The 16,545-nt window shown below is 70.0% G+C and carries 15 protein-coding genes; 9 read left to right on the forward strand and 6 right to left on the reverse strand.

The genetic code is table 11. The annotated features are described in order from the left end of the window. Position 1: 1 nt before the first annotated feature. The gene (locus H6693_08605; protein MCB9516243.1) at positions 2-925 is read right to left on the reverse strand and encodes an NYN domain-containing protein; all 924 of its coding nucleotides are present in this window, start codon (positions 923-925) and stop codon (positions 2-4) included. 44 nt (positions 926-969) lie between these two features. Between H6693_08605 and H6693_08610 the strand changes: the two genes are divergently transcribed. Next, positions 970-1,623, forward strand: coding sequence for a hypothetical protein (locus H6693_08610; protein ID MCB9516244.1), 654 nt, complete (start codon positions 970-972; stop codon positions 1,621-1,623). On the opposite strand, the gene H6693_08615 is transcribed toward H6693_08610, so the two are convergent. Next, positions 1,620-2,837, reverse strand: coding sequence for a right-handed parallel beta-helix repeat-containing protein (locus H6693_08615; GenBank protein ID MCB9516245.1), 1,218 nt, complete (start codon positions 2,835-2,837; stop codon positions 1,620-1,622). The genes H6693_08610 and H6693_08615 overlap by 4 nt on opposite strands. A gap of 456 nt (positions 2,838-3,293) precedes the next feature. On the opposite strand from H6693_08615, the gene H6693_08620 reads away from it, so the two are divergent. The 6 genes from H6693_08620 (at position 3,294) to H6693_08645 (ending at position 10,210) form a co-directional block, all read left to right on the forward strand. Further along, entirely contained in the window at positions 3,294-4,121 is an 828-nt protein-coding gene (locus tag H6693_08620) for a T9SS type A sorting domain-containing protein (GenBank protein MCB9516246.1), read from the forward strand. 126 nt (positions 4,122-4,247) lie between these two features. Then, complete coding sequence (locus H6693_08625) at positions 4,248-5,261, forward strand: ThiF family adenylyltransferase (GenBank protein MCB9516247.1); 1,014 nt, start codon at positions 4,248-4,250, stop codon at positions 5,259-5,261. A gap of 74 nt (positions 5,262-5,335) precedes the next feature. Further along, the gene (locus H6693_08630; protein MCB9516248.1) at positions 5,336-6,454 is read left to right on the forward strand and encodes a hypothetical protein; all 1,119 of its coding nucleotides are present in this window, start codon (positions 5,336-5,338) and stop codon (positions 6,452-6,454) included. A gap of 90 nt (positions 6,455-6,544) precedes the next feature. Next, positions 6,545-7,594, forward strand: coding sequence for a hypothetical protein (locus H6693_08635; protein ID MCB9516249.1), 1,050 nt, complete (start codon positions 6,545-6,547; stop codon positions 7,592-7,594). 162 nt (positions 7,595-7,756) lie between these two features. Continuing rightward, positions 7,757-9,394: an L-glutamate gamma-semialdehyde dehydrogenase gene (gene pruA / locus H6693_08640; protein ID MCB9516250.1), complete on the forward strand. Its 1,638-nt coding sequence runs from the start codon at positions 7,757-7,759 to the stop codon at positions 9,392-9,394. An 81-nt stretch (positions 9,395-9,475) separates the two neighbouring features. Next, positions 9,476-10,210 carry a hypothetical protein gene (locus tag H6693_08645; GenBank protein MCB9516251.1) on the forward strand — a complete coding sequence of 245 codons (735 nt, stop codon included), beginning with the start codon at positions 9,476-9,478 and terminating at the stop codon, positions 10,208-10,210. Here the strand turns inward: H6693_08645 and H6693_08650 are convergent. Further along, on the reverse strand, positions 10,207-11,091 hold the full coding sequence (locus H6693_08650) for a polysaccharide deacetylase family protein (GenBank protein MCB9516252.1): 885 nt from the start codon (positions 11,089-11,091) through the stop codon (positions 10,207-10,209). The genes H6693_08645 and H6693_08650 overlap by 4 nt on opposite strands. Positions 11,092-11,315: 224 nt before the next feature. On the opposite strand from H6693_08650, the gene H6693_08655 reads away from it, so the two are divergent. Beyond that, a complete protein-coding gene (locus H6693_08655; GenBank protein ID MCB9516253.1) occupies positions 11,316-11,681 on the forward strand; it encodes a DUF2089 domain-containing protein in 366 nt (121 codons plus the stop codon). A 95-nt stretch (positions 11,682-11,776) separates the two neighbouring features. Further along, positions 11,777-12,277, forward strand: coding sequence for a hypothetical protein (locus tag H6693_08660; GenBank protein ID MCB9516254.1), 501 nt, complete (start codon positions 11,777-11,779; stop codon positions 12,275-12,277). Between the two features lie 6 nt (positions 12,278-12,283). Here H6693_08660 and H6693_08665 read toward each other — a convergent pair whose 3' ends face one another. The 3 genes from H6693_08665 to H6693_08675 form a co-directional block, all read right to left on the reverse strand. Continuing rightward, complete coding sequence (locus tag H6693_08665; protein ID MCB9516255.1) at positions 12,284-14,017, reverse strand: ABC transporter ATP-binding protein; 1,734 nt, start codon at positions 14,015-14,017, stop codon at positions 12,284-12,286. After that, the gene (locus H6693_08670) at positions 13,998-15,794 is read right to left on the reverse strand and encodes an ABC transporter ATP-binding protein (GenBank protein MCB9516256.1); all 1,797 of its coding nucleotides are present in this window, start codon (positions 15,792-15,794) and stop codon (positions 13,998-14,000) included. Before H6693_08670 ends, H6693_08665 begins: the two co-directional genes overlap by 20 nt. Before the next feature lie 98 nt (positions 15,795-15,892). Next, positions 15,893-16,501 (reverse strand): hypothetical protein, encoded by a 609-nt coding sequence (locus H6693_08675; protein MCB9516257.1) that lies wholly within the window; start codon positions 16,499-16,501, stop codon positions 15,893-15,895. Positions 16,502-16,545: the final 44 nt, after the last annotated feature.

Genomic DNA, 16,545 nt, shown 5'->3' on the forward strand with positions numbered 1-16,545 from the left:
GCTAGCGGCCCTTCGCTCCGGGGCCGAGCCCCGACACGACGTAGGTGTTGCCCGCGGTCTTGTCGCGCGAGAGCTGGATCAGCTCCAGCTCGGCGGCGTCCTCCAGCAGGTCGCCGAAGGTGGAGTAGCCGTAGCCCTGCTCGTTGAAGGTGGGCTGCTTGCGCTTCATGGTGTCCTTGACGAGCGAGCCATAGACCGTCTCGCGGCCTTCGCGCATGAGCGCGGTCACCGTGGAGATGAGCAGGGCGAAGACCTTCTGCTTGCCCTGCGGCACCTTCGCGAGCTTGTCCAGCGCCGCCTTCGGCTCGCTGGTCTTGCCGAGGTCCTCGAGGAAGATGAACTCGTCGCAGGCCCCCACCAGCAGGTCGCTGGCCGCTTCCTTGAGCGCCATGCCCACGATGACGCGCCGGTTCTCGCGCAGCTTGTTCACGAGCGGGGTGATGTCGCTGTCGCCGCTGACGATCACGAAGGTGTCGATGTGCTCCTTCGCGTAGCAGAGCTCCATGGCGTCCACCACCAGGCGGATGTCCGCGCTGTTCTTGCCCGAGATGCGCGGCTTGGGAATCTCGATCAGCTCGATGCCGGCGCTGTGCAGGGCGTCCTTGTCCTTGGGATAGCGCGACCAGTCGGCGTAGGCCTTCTTGAAGACGATCTTGCCCTTCTCGAGCAGACGATCGGTGACGGGCTTGATGTCGAACTTGGTCGCACGGCTCCGGGCGTTCTTGCCCAGGGCCACGTTGTCGAAGTCGATGAAGAGCGCCAGCTGGCGCTCCGAGCGGGTACCGTTCACGGCACCTCCATTCCAAACTAGAGGGATGCGCCCGCCCCGGCAGGGCCGGCGGCTGGCAGGAATCTGGCACGGGTCCGGGCGGAGGTCAATGCCCGTCCCGGGATGTGCTTGCTGCGCTGCGTGCGGAAGGCGCATACTCGTCCTCGTGGCGGGCCGCCCGGCCCGGGGGAGGGACAGTCATGGGACGCAGACTCGCGCTCGCGCTGCTCGCGCTGGCCATCGCCGCCGCGCCCTGCCTGGCGCAGGACACCATCAACATCCACTTCAGCACCTACGGCTACGAGAGCGGCGGCTTCGAGTTCTCCGCCCAGGGGGACACGCTGGTCCTGGTCGGTTTCGTCGTGGACGCCGAAGGAGTGATCCCCGGCTTGCCCTACAGCCCTAGCGTCAACGAGTACACGATCGTCTTCACGGATCTCGTCTCCGGGGGCGAAGGGGTCGAGGGCGGCGTCAGCACCTTCACGTACACGGGCGGCGTCATGTCGATCTACCAGGACCCGAGCTTCGATGGGGATTGGGAGCAGCCCCACGAGGCCAACCAGCCGCCGGCGAGCTTCGTGAACGGCGAGCTCTGGCTTCGGGGCGAGATGGGACCCTTCGATTGGACGCTCTGGCGCGACATGAGTATGGGAGTCTGCGGGGCGATCGTCCAGGTCACCGGCGGCCTCGCGGCACCCTGGGTTCCGCAGTCGCTGGCCTGCGGTGGGACCATGGTCCCGGCGGGCGGCTTCTACCAGGCCATCGGCTACGACCTGCAGCTGAATGCCGAGATGTGGCGGGAGTCCGTCGCCATCCGCGCCAGCAGCCTCGGCGCCATCAAGGCGCTCTACTAGTAGAGCGCCTTCACTCGGCCCCAGCTCGCGTCCTCGGTGGCCGTCAGGCAGGCGTCGCAGCCCTGGCCCAGCGCGCCGATGATGAGCGGCAGGCAGGCGCTGTCCGCGCAAAGCGTGTAGTCGCCCGCGCCGGCGTCGCAGAAGAGGGGATCCACGTAGAGCGTCTCGCTGAGGTCGCCGTCCAGGGTGTCGTCCTCGTTCGCCCAGACGCAGTTGCGGGTGTAGCTCACCGTCTCGGTACCGTAGACGCGCCACGAGGCCGGACCGTTGTTGGCGGCGATGATGTTCTGCTCGATCGTGAGGGTCGCGTAGCCGTAGGTGATGCCCGCGCCCGAGGTCGCCGTGTTGTCGACGATCGTGTTGCCGGTGATCTCGTCGCCCGCGCCATACCAGTAGAAGATCCCGCCGCCGTCGCCGCCGTCGATCACGCTGGTATTGCCGGCGATGAGGCAGTTGCGCACCGCCGAGCTTCCGTTCGCGTACTGGATGTCGAAGCCGCCGCCGTGGACGCGCGCGACGTTGTTCGTCACTTCGGAGTCGACCAGTTCACCCTGGCAGTACTCGCAGCTGACGCCCCCGCCCGAGAAGTTCGAGTAGTTGTCGCTGACGGTGCAGCCCGAGAGATCGCCGCCGTAGTAGAAGCACACTCCCCCGCCCTTGGCGTTGGTCCCGTTGCACTGGCAGTGGCGAATCACGCAGTCGGCGATGGCGACCTGGTCGCTCGCCCAGATGCCGCCACCGTTGTCGCCCTCGCACCACTCCACCGTGCACTGCGACACCGTGGCGCTCACGCCCTGGGCGATGCACAGCGCGCCGCCATTGGGGCTCAGGGGATCCGTGTTGGCCGAGGCGTCGCCATTGCGGAAGACGCAGTAGCCGAAGGTGGAGCCGTCCCCGGCGCCGCTGGGCAGTTCGATGTGCGCCCAGGTGTTGCCGGCGGTCTCGGGCAGGAAGCGGATGGAGTCCACCGCCGTGCCCACGGCCTGGATCACGCCCTCCACGCGCAGCGCGAAGCCGCCGGCGAAGAGCACGTCCACGCCGGGGTCGATGGTCAGCGTCTGCCCCGCCGGCACGGTGATCTGTCCCTGGACGACGTAGGGGCTGTTCGCGGCGGTCCAGGTGCCGCTCACGTCGCCGGGACCCACGTTCGTCGCCAGGGCCGCGGCGGGGACGAAAAGGAGCAGGAGCGCGAGGTGGAGCGGGAGTCTGGACATGGCGGAAGTCCTTGCGGGTTGGGGGTAGACACCAAGCTGCCGCCGGGCGCGGGCGGCGTCAACCCCGGGTCCGGGGATTCCCGGCTATCGGGAGCAGGGGATCGGAAACCCCGCTGGGCGGTTCTCGCCGATTCCACGAATCGGCAGGTCACGCCGCGGCATCGGAACCGTACCCGCGAGCATCTGTCACTGCTGCCACCCCGGACTGGAGGTCCGTCCATGCGCAATTCGCGACTGACCCTCGCGCTCGGCCTCGCTCTGCTCGCCTCGGCGCTGCCGGCCGGCGCCGTCGAGCGCACCGTGCTCTTCGAGAAGTTCACGAACACCGGCTGAAGCGCCTGCGGATCGGCGGAGCCGATCTTCCTGCAGTTCATCGCTGATCACCCGGACAACACCGCGGCGATCCTGTGGCACACGGATTTCCCGTATCCCATCGACCCCTTCTACTATCACAACGTGGAGGACAACGAGGGGCGCATCAACTGGTACCCCGTGCCCAGCGTTCCGCGCATCAAGGCGGACGGCGCCAACTCGGCCACGAGCTACGCCGGCTACGTCACCGCGCTCAACAACCGCCTGGCCCAGCCCACGGATCTGAGCATCGACATCACCGGCAGCTGGGATCCCGGCACGCGGCAGGTGCTGATCCAGGCGACGGCCAGCACCACCAGCGCGCTGCCGGGCAGCTATGCGCTGTTCATCGTGCTCACGGAGAGCCAGGTCTACTACGAGGGGACCAACGGCATCGACTGGCACGAGTACACCTTCCGCGATGCCTTCCCCGACTTCAACGGCACGCCGGTCACCTTCAGCGGCGAGTTCCCGCAGACGGCGACGGCCTACGCCAGCTTCGTGCTGCCCACCGGCGACCCTCCCCATGAGTACCGGCCGGAGTTCTGCGACATCGTCTGCTTCGTGCAGGAGACCAGCGTCACGAAGGAAGTGCAGCAGGCCGCCAAGGTGGCGCTCACCGAGCTCGGCAACACGGCCGTGGACGCCGCGCCCGTCGCGCCGCGTCTCGGCCAGAACTTCCCGAACCCCTTCAACCCGACGACGACCATCCCCGTCCAGCTCGCCGACGCCGGTGACGTCCGCCTGGCCATTGTGGACGTCACCGGCCGTCGCCTGCGCACCCTGCACGACGGGCCGCTGGGCGCCGGCGATCACGCGCTGGTCTGGGACGGCCGCGACGACTCGGGGCAGCCCGTCGGCAGCGGCGTCTACCTGGCGCAGCTCGTCCACGCGGGGGGCCGCGAGAGCCGTCGACTGGTCTTGATGAAGTAGCGCCGCCACCACTCAGCGAAGCGAAGGCGCGCCGCATCCCCGCCGGGGGGAGCGGCGCGCCGTTTCGCGTGACCCTGGCGACGCACGCCGCGCTCCGCTATGCTCGCGGCCAGCCAGGAGCGCGCCGTGACCCAGGACTTCACCGAACGCCAGCAGCTCTTCGCGCCCTTCGGGGCGGAGGCCCAGGCGCGTCTGGCGCGCGCGCGCGTGCTCGTCGTGGGCGTGGGCGCCACGGGCAGCGCCATGGCCGAGGGCCTCGCCCGCGCCGGCGTGGGCGCGCTCACGCTCGTGGACCGCGACCTGGTGGACGCCGGCAACCTGGGCCGGCAGTGCCTCTACGCGCGCGGCGACGTCGGCCGCCCCAAGTCCCGCGCCGCCGCCGAGCGCCTGGCCGCGATCGTCCCCGCGCTCGCGGTGGACGCCCACGTGGCCGAGGCCACGCCCACCCTGCTCGAGGCGCTCGCCCCGGGCGCGGCGCTCATCGTGGACGGGACGGACAGCTTCGCCACGCGCGCGCTGATCAACGAGCTGGCCTGCCGCGCGTCCATCCCCTGGATCTACAGCGGCGCCATCGGTGCCACGGCCGTGAGCCTGCCCATCGTGCCCGGCGAGACGGCCTGCCTCGCCTGCCTCTATCCCGCGCCGCCGGCGCCCGAGAGCGAGGAGCGCTGCGACGTGCTGGGCGTCCTGCAGGCCGCGGTGCTGCAGGCCGCGGCCCTGAGCCTGACCGAGGCCCTCAAGCTGCTGGGCGGCCGCACGGACGCGCTCCGCCGCGAACTCTGGACCGTGGATCTCTGGCGCGGGCAGCTGGGCCGGGTGCGCGCGGCGCGGCCGCGGCGGGACTGCCCGGTCTGCGTCCACGGCGACACTCCCCTGCTCGATGCCCCGCGCGATCGGCCCCGCGTGGCCATGCTCTGCTCCCGCACCCTCCAGGTGACGCCCCCGCCCGGCACCCCCGCCCCCGATCTGGCGGCGCTGGCGCGCCGTCTGGATGCGCCGGCGCCGGGTCCGGACTACCTGCGCGCGCGGATCGACGGCCTGGACGTCGTCGTCTTCCCCGACGGCCGCCTGCGCCTCGTGGGCTGCGACAGCGCCGAGCGCGCGCTGGCGCTCCATCGGCGCTTGAGCGAGGACGCTTGAAGCGCGCGGGGTGCGCCGTCCCCCGCGTTCATGCTATGATGGTGGCAGGTCGTGTCGGAATCCGGGGAGATCGCATGCCGCGCCACCGTCGATTCCGGCTTCTGCTGGTTCCCGTGCTCGCCCTGCTGGCGGCTCCCGCCGCCGCGCGCAGCTTGCGCGTCCCCGCCGACATCGAAAGTCTGCAACTGGCCATGGCCGTGGCCGTGGACGGCGACACCCTGCGCCTCGCCCCCGGCACCTACACCGACGACCCGGTGCAGACTCGCCTCGGCCCCACTCTCTACGTGATGGACCGCCTGCTCACGCTCATCGGCGAGCCCAGCGGCAAGGTGATCCTGCACGGGGGCTACGCCGATCGCATCCTGCTCGCGACGCCCGGCGCCACGGGCAGCGCCATCGAGAACATCGACTTCGTGGGCGGCATGGCCTGGGAGGGCGGTGGCGTCTATCAGGCGAGCAGCCTGCTGCGCCTCGTGAACTGCAGCTTTCGCGAAAACGGCGCGGAGGCGGACGGCGGCGGGCTCTACGCGTTGCGCGGCAGCCTGGGCCTCGAGGGCTGTGTCTTCGACAGCAATCGCGCGGGCGCGCGCGGCGGCGGACTCTTCCTCGCCGACGCCGCGATCGAGCTCACCGGCTGCACCCTGATCGGCGACGAGGCCCGCGCCGGCGGCGCGCTCTATCTCGCCCCAGGGGGCCACGCGGAGCTGACCTTCTGCCTGCTGGTGGACGGCAGCGCCGCCAAGGGCGGCTGGGCACGGGTGGACGACGGCTTCCTGTCGGCCCGGCAGTGCACCTTCTTCGGGCTGCCTGGCGAGCGCGAGAGCGGGGGCATCAGCCTCCGCGGCGAGCTGGGCAGCGCCTTCATCGAGACGAGCATCCTCTGCTTCTCCGGCGCCGCCGCGCTGGAGGGCGAGCGCGAGGGCGCGGCGATGCTGCTCTGCTGCGACGTCTACGGCAACGCCGGCGGCGACTGGGCGGGACTCGTGGCGGCGCAGGCCGGCCAGGGCGGCAACCTGTCGGCGGATCCGGGCTTCTGCGGGCTGCGCGAGGGCAACTTCGCCCCCGCCGCCGACTCCCCCTGCGCGCCCGCTGGCAATCCCTGCGGCGAGCTGATCGGCGCGCTGGACGTGGGCTGCTCCGGCGGCGGCGGCGACCACGCGGAGGGCGAGGTGCTGCGCAGCGAGGGGCGGTGACGCGGGCGCCGCGACGTCCGCCTGGATTTGCCCTCCCCGGCCCCCTAAACTACCTGGACTCGCGCGACTCGAAGCACCCAAGGGGGGACCATGCTCAAGGCTCTTTCCCTCGTGGTCTGCGTCCTCGCGGCCGCGACGGCCTCGGCGGACACGATCCACGTCCCCGCCGACCACCCCAGCATCCAGGCGGCCATCGACGCCGCGAGCCCGGGCGACGAGATCGTCATCGCCGCCGGCACCTACGCCGTCGCCGCGCCGCACGCGCTGCTCCCGGGCGGACTGACCTTTCGCGGCGTCGGCGACGTCGTGCTGACCGGCAGCACGGATGCCTACTTCGACGTCACCGCGCCGCAGAACCTCGACCGCTTCCGCTTCGAAAACCTGCGCTTCGTGGGCAACCCCGTGGCCATTCGGACGCCCACGCCGGTCAATCCCTTCCCCGAGACGCGCCTGGAGGTGGACGGCTGCACCTTCGAGGACAACGCCATCGGCATCGACGCGCGCAACACCGGGCAGTTCTGGCTGACGAACAGCCGCTTCGAGGGCGGCACGGTTTGCGTCGACCTGCGCTTCGCCTGGCCCTTCATCCAGAACTGCGTCTTCGTCGGCGCGCGGAACGCGATCTTCAGCCAGGAGGGGCAGGCGGATCGCCTCATCGATCACTGTCTCTTCGTGGACTGCTACGGCTTCTACGGCGCGGTGTCGGCGGAGGCCGACGGCGAGTTCCTGATCAACCAGTGCACCTTCGACGGCTGCGGCTCCGTGGACGGCGCGGCGGTCTCGTCGCGGCTGGGGGCGACCGTGGTGATGGACGCGTGCATCGTCGTGGGCGGCCCCGGCCTCGCCTTCGGCTGCGTCGCGGGCCTGCCCAACAGCTTCGTCATCACCTGCTCGGACCTCTGGAACAACGCCGGCGGCGACTGGCACGACTGCGGCTACGGCGGCCCCACGGAAAACGGCAACCTCTCGGCCGATCCGCTCTTCTGCGCGCCGGACCAGGGCGACTACGGCCTGCGGACGGACTCGCCCTGCGCCCCGGCGGGCAACGCCTGCGATCTGCTGATCGGCGCCTACGACGTGGGCTGCGAGACCACGGCGACCGAGTCGCGGAGCTGGGGCGCCGTGAAGTCGCTGTACTGATCCAGGCAGCGGCACGGCGGGTCCCCGGGGATTGCAAAGCCCCGGGGATTTCGCATACTAGCGGAAGGTGCCGGGCCGCGAGGCGGGCCGGCCGGCCGCGACGTCCCGGAGAGTGTGGGTCCTCCCGCTGGGCGCCCGGCCTCCGCCAGGCAAGGAGACGCGATGGCGCACGGAATCTTCAGGCTCCCCGCTCCCGTCAACGAACCCGTCCTCGAGTACCGCCCCGGCAGCCCCGAGCGCCGCGCGCTGCAGGCGAAGCTGGCCGAACTGGCCGGCAAGGAGATCGAGATCCCGCTGGTGATCGGCGGCAAGGCCGTCAAGACCGGCAAGCTGGCCACCTGCGTGATGCCCCACGACCACGGCCACGTGCTGGCCCGCTACCACCAGGCCGGCAAGGCCGAGGTGGCCGCGGCCATCGACGCGGCGCTCGAAGCCCGCAAGACCTGGGCGCGGATGCCCTGGCAGGATCGCGCCGCCATCTTCAAGCGGGCGGCGGACCTGCTCGCCACGAGCTGGCGCTCCACCCTCAACGCGTCCACCATGCTCGGCCAGAGCAAGAACGCCTTCCAGGCCGAGATCGACGCGGCCTGCGAGCTGATCGACTTCTTCAACTTCAACGTGAAGTACATGGAGTCGATCTACGCCGAGCAGCCCCCCCACAGCCCCAAGGGCAGCTGGAACCAGCTCGAGCAGCGGCCGCTGGAGGGTTTCGTCTTCGCGGTGACGCCCTTCAACTTCACCAGCATCGCCGGCAACCTGCCCAGCGCGCCGGCCATGATGGGCAACGTGGTCCTGTGGAAGCCGGCGTCCAGCAGCGTCTACAGCGGCTGGTTCCTGATGAAGCTCTTCGAGGAAGCGGGCGTGCCGGCCGGGGTGATCAACTTCGTGCCCGGTCCCGGCAGCGTGGTGGGCCCCATGATCATGTCGCACCGCGAACTCGCGGGCATCCACTTTACCGGTTCGACGGGCGTCTTCCAGGGCATGTGGAAGACGGTGGGCGACAACATCGCGGGCTACAAGAGCTACCCGCGGATCGTCGGCGAGACCGGCGGCAAGGACTTCGTCGTGGCCCACGCGAGCGCCGATCCCGAGGCGCTGGCCGTGGCCCTGGTGCGCGGCGCATTCGAGTACCAGGGGCAGAAGTGCTCGGCCGCGAGCCGCGCCTACGTCCCCAAGAATCTCTGGCCCAAGGTGAAGCGCAGCATGCTGGCCATGCTCAAGGACATGAAGCAGGGCGATCCGGCCGACTTCACGAACTTCTCGAATGCCGTGATCGACCGGGGCGCGTTCAAGGACATCACCGGCTACATCGACTACGCCAAGAAGAGCAAGCGCGCGGAGATCATCGCGGGCGGCGGCTACGACGACAGCAAGGGCTTCTTCATCGAGCCCACGGTCGTGGTGACCGACGACCCCCACTTCAAGCTGATGGAAGAGGAGATCTTCGGCCCCGTGCTGACGATCCACGTCTACGAGACCCGCAAGTGGGCGCAGACCCTCGCGCTGGTGGACGCCACCAGCCCCTACGCCCTCACCGGCGCGGTCTTCGCCCGCGACCGCGAGGCCGTGATCGAGGCGCGCGAGGCGCTGGTGAACGCGGCGGGGAACTTCTACATCAACGACAAGCCCACGGGCGCCGTGGTGGGCCAGCAGCCCTTCGGCGGCGCGCGGGCCAGCGGCACCAACGACAAGGCCGGCAGCCACCTCAACCTGCTGCGCTGGGTCAGCCCGCGGACGGTGAAGGAGAACTTCATCCCGCCCACGGACTACCGCTACCCCTTCCTGCAGCCGGACGAGTAGCCGCTTCGGACCGGGACGCCTTCGGGGGCCGCTTGCCGCGGCTCCCGATTTGTTTTAGGCTTGAAGGGCAAGGAGGGGAGGATGACGATGACAGTGAAATCGGCCGCGCGCTGGCTGCTGCCCTTGGCAATCGTGTCCGCCACGGCGTGCATCTTCGATCCCGCCGCGCCGCCGACGCATTCCCCCTCCATCGTGGGTACGGTGCTGGGCGCCGACGGCAGCCCGGCTCCGCGGACCCCGATTGGTCTGATCTACGGTCTCCGCCCGGAATACTGGGGGGACTGGCCGCCCGATGAATCCGGTGACTGGGACTGTGACGGTCCGGCGGCGGTGGGGATCACGTTCACGCTGCCCGAGCCCAGCGGGGTGACCTTCCAGATCCTGGATCACGATCGGAGGACCGTCCGCTCTCTGCTTCAGAACGTGCTGTTGCCAGCGGGGTCCCACGGGGTCACGTGGCAGCTCGTGGACGACGGCGGGGCACTCGTGCCCAACGGCGTGTACTTCTACAAGCTGAGAATCCGGCAGAGCGGGGCGGTCCACGAGGAGGAACGGGGCTACTTCTTCCTGAACCGAACTGGCCTGGACTACGAGTCCTGCCTCGGGCCGGCCACGACCACTGACGACCAGGGCCGCTTCTTCATTCCTTACAGCTCGCTGCCGCTTGGGCTGGAGGTGGATCTCCACGGAGGCGGCACCGCCACCATCCCCGACTCGCTGTGGATCCAGGCCTCGCTGGGCGACACCCAGGCGCGCCTGCTGATCCGCGTCGAGGATCAGGCGACGGACCTGCCCGTCACGCTGCAGCTCAACTAGCGGCCCGACCGACCCTGCCGCCCCGCCGCGGCGGCGCGCGTGCGACCCGGCGCGGGCACTGCCGGCGTAGGTGCGGCGTCCCGCCACAGACCCAGGCGCTGCAGCCAGCCCAGCGCGCCGCTGGTGGCGGCCTTGAACAGGGCGAAGTCCGCGTCCGCCGCGAAGCGGTGCAGATGGAAGGCGTCGAGGCCGTCGTTCGCGAAGCCGGGGTGGCTCGTCACCGCGGAGCGGTAGCCGTACTCCACCAGCCGTTCGGGGATGCGCTGCGGCAGCAGGCGCTCGTCGGGCGCGGGGCAGCAGAAGTGCCGCACCGGATAGCCGAGCTTCTCCTCGATGTCCAGCCCCGCCTGCCAGACCGCGCGCTCGAAGACGGCGTCGCTGGTGGGCTCCTCGCAGTCGAGGGGATTGCGCCCCTGGTTGCCCACCAGCAGGACGGCCGGGTCGAGGCCGCGCAGGTCGTCCCAGCCGGCGGCAGCTTCGCCGCCCGCCGTCACGCCCGCCTCCACCAGCGCCGGCGAGACGTAGAGCGTCCCCCGCGCGCCGAACTCCCGCAGCAGCGGATAGGCCAGCTCGATGGCGCTTCTCAGGCCGCCGTCGAAGCTCAGCGTGACGAGCCGCGCCGAGCCGCGGACGTGGGACAGCCCCTTGAGCAGCTCGTCCAGGCTCACGAAGCGGTAGCCCTTGGCCTTGAGGTGGCCGAGCTGCGCGCGCAGCGCGGCGATGGGCAGGCGTGCATCCCCCGGGCTCGACGGTCCGTCGTTCGGCCGGAAGCCCGCGTAGCGCAGGATCAGCGGGCGTCGCCGGTGCTTCCAGCGCGCCAGGGCGTTGAGCCCGAGGCGCTCGAGTCCGGCGAGGGTGGAGGAAGGTCGACGTTCATCCATGGGTGGCGACCTCGCGTTGACGGTGAACGCCGCCGGCAGGGCCAGCGGCGCGCTGCGAAGAGCATAGAGCAACGCCGGGGCCAAGGCAAAGCGGATGAATTCCGACAATTCTCAGCCGCTTTGGGGGCATCGAACCCTGGCATCCCCGCTGCTCATAATTTTCAACATAGGGCTTGATTTTCTTAAGTCATTGCTCTACAATCCTCATCGAGAAGGAGGTAGACATGGACATTGGCAAGGCCACCTGCCCCGGCTGCGGGCGCCCGATGAGCATCACGCGGGTTCACTGCAGCGACTGCGATCTGAACCTGGATGGCCAGTTCGAGGTCTCCGAGCTGGCCAGACTGTCCCTGGAGGAGCAGGTCTTCCTGGTGGCCTTCCTGCGCCATCACGGCTCCATCAAGCGCATGGAGGCGCTGTTCGGCATCAGCTACCCCACGGTGAAGAACCGTCTCAACGCTCTCGCGGCCAAGCTGGACCGTCACTACCAGGTGCCCCGCCCCGAGATGGACACCCTGGAGCGGCTCGAACGCGGTGAGATCAGCGTGGACGAAGCCTTGAAGCGGCTCGCCAGCGAGGAGGACGTCTGATGCCCCCCAGCCTGCTCGTCCCGAAACCCGACGTGCGCGGCCACGGGGACCCCGTGCGCCTGCAACTCATCTGACGCCCACGAAGGAGGCGAACCATGTCCGAAGAACGCAAGAAGGTCCTGGAGATGCTGGCGGCCGGCAAGATCACCGCCGACGAGGCCGAGCGGCTGCTCGAGCGGCTCGATGGCGGCGGCGCGGGACGCGGCGAAGGTCGCGGCCGACACTGGCGGCGACACCTGCACCAGCACCGCCACGGCGACCGCGATGCCACGGCCAGCGCCATTGCCGGCCCCGACACCGCGCCGCCCGGCACCGAGGACGACGACGCCCCGCGCCCCCTCCCCCGCTACCTGCGTGTACAGGTGGACGGCCGCGGTGGCGAGACCGTGAACATCCGCGTGCCGCTCAAGCTCGTGCGCACGGGGATCAAGCTGGGCGCCATGCTGCCCCGGGACGCCAAGGCCAAGCTCGAGGCCAAGGGCATCGACCTGGAGAGCTTCAGCGGCCTGGAGGCCGACGAGCTCATCGACGCCCTGCGCGAGCTGACCGTGGACGTCCAGGACGGCGACGACAACGTGCGCATCTTCACGGAGTAGCCGCGGCTACTCCGTGGCGAAAAGCCGCTGGTAGTCCTCGTGCTCGGCCAGCAGGGCGGCGTGGGTGCCCGTGCGGTGCACCACGCCGTCCTGCAGCCACAGCACCCGGTCCGCGCGCTGGGCCGTGGCCTCGCGGTGCGTCGACACCAGGATGCCCGCGTCCGGCAGCTGGCTGCGCACGTGATTCCAGAACTGCCGCTCGGTGCGGGCGTCGAGCGCGCTGGTGACGTCGTCCAGCACCAGCACCGACGGCGATCCCGCCAGCGCCCGCGCGATGGCCACGCGCTGCTGCTGACCGCCCGAGAGCCCCTTGCCCCCCTGCGACACCTCCTTGTCCACCGGCACTTCGCGCGTCAGGCGGGCCGTGCGCAGCGAGCGCAGCACGGCGTCGCCGCTGACGTCCTCGCGGTCCAGGCTGACGTTCATGCCCACGGTGCCCGCGAAGAGCTGCGGCTCCTGGGGCGCGTAGGCCACGTGGCGCGCGCGCACGTCGTCCGCGAGCGCGGCCAACGGCAGGGAGCCCAGGCGCACCTCGCCCTCGTCGGGCGTGAGCAGCCCCGTCGCGCACTCGAGCAAGGTGGACTTGCCGCAACCCACCGGTCCCACCAGCGCCACGGTCTCGCCCGGGCGCACGTTCACGGTGACGTCCTTCAGCACCGGCACGGCCGTGCCCTCCGCGTCGCGGTGGGCGAAGCGCAGGCGCTCCATGACGAGCGCGGGGTGACGCTCGGGCAGGTCCTCGCGGCCGGGCTGGCGCTCCTCCGCGGCCTCGAGTTCCTGCATGCGCTTCACCGACGTGTGCGTCACGCTGGTGCTCACGAAGAACCAGCTGATGGTCCACAGCGGCATGCTCAGTCCCGACAGGTAGGCCACGAAGGCGTAGAAGTCGCCCAGCGTGAAGTGCGGATCGCGCAGCACGAACCAGCCGCCGAGAAAGAGCACCACCACGAGGCCCACCTGGTTCATGATCGAGAAGAAGCCCTCGAGCAGCGCCTGCAACGAGACCACGCGCTTCTCCGTGCGCTCGCGCTCCTTGAGCACCGTGTCGAAGAGCTGCTCCTGGGCGTCCTCCATGGCGAAGCCCAGCACGATGCGCGAGCCGGAGAAGCCCGCCTCCAGCGTCTCCACCGTGCGGCTCGTGGCCTGCTGCCGCTCGTTGTAGCGGCGGTGCTGCAGCGACTCGGTCTTGCTGAGCAGCCACACGATGAGCGGTAGCGGCAAGGTCGACGCCAGGGTGAGCTGCCAGTGCAGTCCGAACATCACCGCCAGGCTGAAGGCCAGCGTCAGCCCTGCCTCGATGGGACGGAACACGCCCGAGCAGGCGTACCAGCCGAGCTTGTCGCCCTGGTCGATGTCGTCGGTCATGCGCGCCACCAGATCGCCCGGCTGGAAGCGCTGGAAGAAGTCGTGGCGCTTGGCCAGGATCCGGCGCAACAGCTCGAGGCGGATGCTCATGGCGATGGCCAGGTTCATCCAGGCGCGGCTCGACGGCAGGAAGGCCTGCGTCAGGCTGCGCAGGAAGCCCATGGCGAGCAGGACGAGCACCCAGTTGCGCGCGCTGGTCACGTCTACCGTACCGGCCGAGTCCGTCTGCACGAGCGAGTCGATGATGAACTTGAAGATCAGCGGGTAGAGCGTGCGCGTGGCGATGCCCAGCACGGTCAGGGCGAAGACCACCGTCAGCCCCCCGCGCACGCGGCGCCAGTGTGGCGCGAACCAGCTAAGCACTCTTTTCAGCACCGCGCACCTCCTCCATCTGCAGGGCCACCAGCTCCGCGTAGCGTCCGCCGCGCGCCATGAGTTCGTCGTGACTGCCGCTCTCGACGATCCCGCCGTCGATCACCAGGATCCTGTCCGCCCGCCGCACGGTGGACAGGCGATGCGCCACCACCAGGGTCGTCCTCCCCTCGGTGAGGCGCTCGAGCGTCGCCTGGATCCGCCGCTCGGTGCCGGGATCGACGCTGCTCGTGGCCTCGTCCAGCACCAGCACCGGCGGATCCACCGCCAGCGCCCGCGCGAAGGCCATCAGTTGCCGCTGGCCGTAGGACAGATCCCGCCCCCGGCTCTCCAGCGGCGACGCGTAGCCCTGCGGCCGCCGGGCGATGACCTCGTGCAGGCCCGCCGTGCGCGCCGCCTGCTGCACCTGCGCGTCGTCCACCTCGGGACGGAAGGCGCGCAGGTTGTCGGCCACGCTCGCCGGGAACAGGTAGAGATCCTGCAGCACCAGCCCGAAGCGGCGGCGCAGCTCGCGGGGGTCGAAGTCGCGGAGGTCGTTGCCGTCCAGCGTGATCCGCCCCGCCGTGGGGTCCATGAAGCGGCAGAGCAGCCCCACCAGGGTGCTCTTGCCCCCGCCGGTCGGCCCCACCAGCGCCACGGTCTCGCCCGCGCCCAGCGTGAAGCTCACCTTCTCGAGCACGGGGTTGCCGGCCTCGTAGGCGAAGCTGACGTCCTCGAAGCGAATCGTGGCCGGGCGCGCGGGCACCGCCACCGGATCCGCCGGCGCCGCCACCTCGGGCTCCGTGTCCAGGATCTGGAAGATGCGATCGGCCGCCCCGCCCGCCCGCTGGATCTCGGCGAGCTGCTCGGACAGCGCGATGATCGGCCAGTAGATCTGGGCGATGAGCTGCGCGAAGGCCACCAGCGTGCCGACGCTGATCGTCTCCGCGCGCACCCAGCCCGAGCCGAGCCAGAGGGCGCTCACCGTCATCACGACTTCCAGGAAGCCGAGGCCGTGGAAAAGGCCGTACTCCATGAAGAAGAGCTTCACGGAGAAGCGGTTGTAGCGGCGATTCTCCGCCTCGATGCGCCCGCGCGCCCAGTTGCTGCGGCCCACGGCCTGCAGGTAGCGGGCGGCGGGGAGCGTCTCGGCGAGCAGGCCCACCAACCGGGCGTAGAGCGCGCGCTCCTTGCGGAAGCGCGGGCGCATGACGCGGAAGATGAGGAAGGTGCCCGCGAGCATCACGGGGATCACCACGGCCGCCACGCCGAAGAGGCGCATGTCGAGCTTCGCCAGCACCACCAGCGCTCCCACCAGGGTGCCCACGGCGTGCAGGATCTGCATCATCATCGTGCTGGTGAGCGCGACGAGCCGCTGGCTGTCCGACTCGATGCGGCTCACCAGCGTGCCCACGGGCAGCCGCTCCAGCCAGAGCACGCCCAGGCGGAAGAAGTGCCCGAAGAGCGAGCGCTTGATGGCGTTCACGGCCATCACGCCGGCCTTGCCCAGCAGGATGCTCGAGACCACCGTGGCCAGGCCCATGCCCACCATCAGGCCGAGGTAGGTCAGGGCCGAGCGGAAGAGGCCGCCGAGGTCGCCGCCGGGGACGTCCACGTCGATGATGTGACGCAGTACCAGTGGCTGCCCCAGGTGCAGCGCCACGCTGACGAGCCCCAGCCCGAAGGCGAGGAAGAAGGCCGTCAGGTGCGGGCGCACGTAGGGATGGATGCGCCGGAACATCTCCCAGGTGGGCAGACGTCCCTGCTCGTCGAGATCGCTGTCGTCGCGGTCCCACCACATGCTGGTCTCCTGGCCGCGGCCGCCGGGCCGCAGAAAAAAGGGTCCCCACCCGCTTGCGCAGGTGGGGACCTGAAGCGTAACGGGTCTTGCGATTTAGACTAGTAGAGCGCCTTGATGCTGCTCATCGTCGAGCCCTCGACCGGGACGTAGCCGCCGGGGAACTCCACCTCGACGCCGTCGCGATCCGGGACGATCACTTCGAGGTTGTCGTACCAGACGGTGTCGCCCGGGTTCGAGTAGATGCGCACCTCGATGACGAGCCCGGTGTGGCCACCGCTCACGGTCCAGTCGAAGCTGGTGATGTCCCAGCCCAGACCGAGACCGTAGTCGCTGTTGCCGCTCGCGCTGCCGGCGTAGCCGTCGACATCGAGCGGATCGTCGTTCCAGTGGCCCCAGATGCGGCCGCTCGGGCTCGCGTCGGGAGTGTCGTCGTAGCGCGCGATCGAAGCCGAGACGACGTCGCCGTCCAACAGGCCGCGAACCCAGCAGACGTAGCCCTGCGGCGTGCCCGCGCCATCCACCGTGGCATCGGCGAACTTGAGGGCGTAGTTGCCGTCGTAGACGACGTCGCTCACGTTGGTGGCCTCGTAGAGGTCGAACCCGCTCAGCACGGTGCTCGTGCCGTCTTCCCAGCCGTAGGTGTACGTCGCGGCGTTGGCGGCGACCGCCAGCATCATGATTGCGGCGAGCAGAAGCAGTTTCTTCATCAGACTGTTCCCCCTGGGGTGCAGTGCAAGGTTGATCTGAACTG

The sequence above is a fragment of the Candidatus Latescibacterota bacterium genome (genome assembly GCA_020633725.1).
Lineage (GTDB): Bacteria > Krumholzibacteriota > Krumholzibacteriia > JACNKJ01 > JACNKJ01 > VGXI01.

Excerpts from the sequence above, each read along its gene's own strand:
- H6693_08655 (MCB9516253.1), top strand. The coding sequence starts at position 11,316 with ATGGACATTGGCAAGGCCACCTGCCCCGGCTGCGGGCGCCCGATGAGC.
- H6693_08615 (MCB9516245.1), bottom strand. The coding sequence starts at position 2,837 with ATGTCCAGACTCCCGCTCCACCTCGCGCTCCTGCTCCTTTTCGTCCCC.
- H6693_08645 (MCB9516251.1), top strand. The coding sequence starts at position 9,476 with ATGACGATGACAGTGAAATCGGCCGCGCGCTGGCTGCTGCCCTTGGCA.
- H6693_08675 (MCB9516257.1), bottom strand. The coding sequence starts at position 16,501 with ATGAAGAAACTGCTTCTGCTCGCCGCAATCATGATGCTGGCGGTCGCC.
- H6693_08650 (MCB9516252.1), bottom strand. The coding sequence starts at position 11,091 with ATGGATGAACGTCGACCTTCCTCCACCCTCGCCGGACTCGAGCGCCTC.
- H6693_08605 (MCB9516243.1), bottom strand. The coding sequence starts at position 925 with ATGCGCCTTCCGCACGCAGCGCAGCAAGCACATCCCGGGACGGGCATT.
- H6693_08670 (MCB9516256.1), bottom strand. The coding sequence starts at position 15,794 with ATGTGGTGGGACCGCGACGACAGCGATCTCGACGAGCAGGGACGTCTG.
- H6693_08630 (MCB9516248.1), top strand. The coding sequence starts at position 5,336 with ATGCCGCGCCACCGTCGATTCCGGCTTCTGCTGGTTCCCGTGCTCGCC.
- pruA (MCB9516250.1), top strand. The coding sequence starts at position 7,757 with ATGGCGCACGGAATCTTCAGGCTCCCCGCTCCCGTCAACGAACCCGTC.
- H6693_08610 (MCB9516244.1), top strand. The coding sequence starts at position 970 with ATGGGACGCAGACTCGCGCTCGCGCTGCTCGCGCTGGCCATCGCCGCC.
- H6693_08660 (MCB9516254.1), top strand. The coding sequence starts at position 11,777 with ATGTCCGAAGAACGCAAGAAGGTCCTGGAGATGCTGGCGGCCGGCAAG.
- H6693_08635 (MCB9516249.1), top strand. The coding sequence starts at position 6,545 with ATGCTCAAGGCTCTTTCCCTCGTGGTCTGCGTCCTCGCGGCCGCGACG.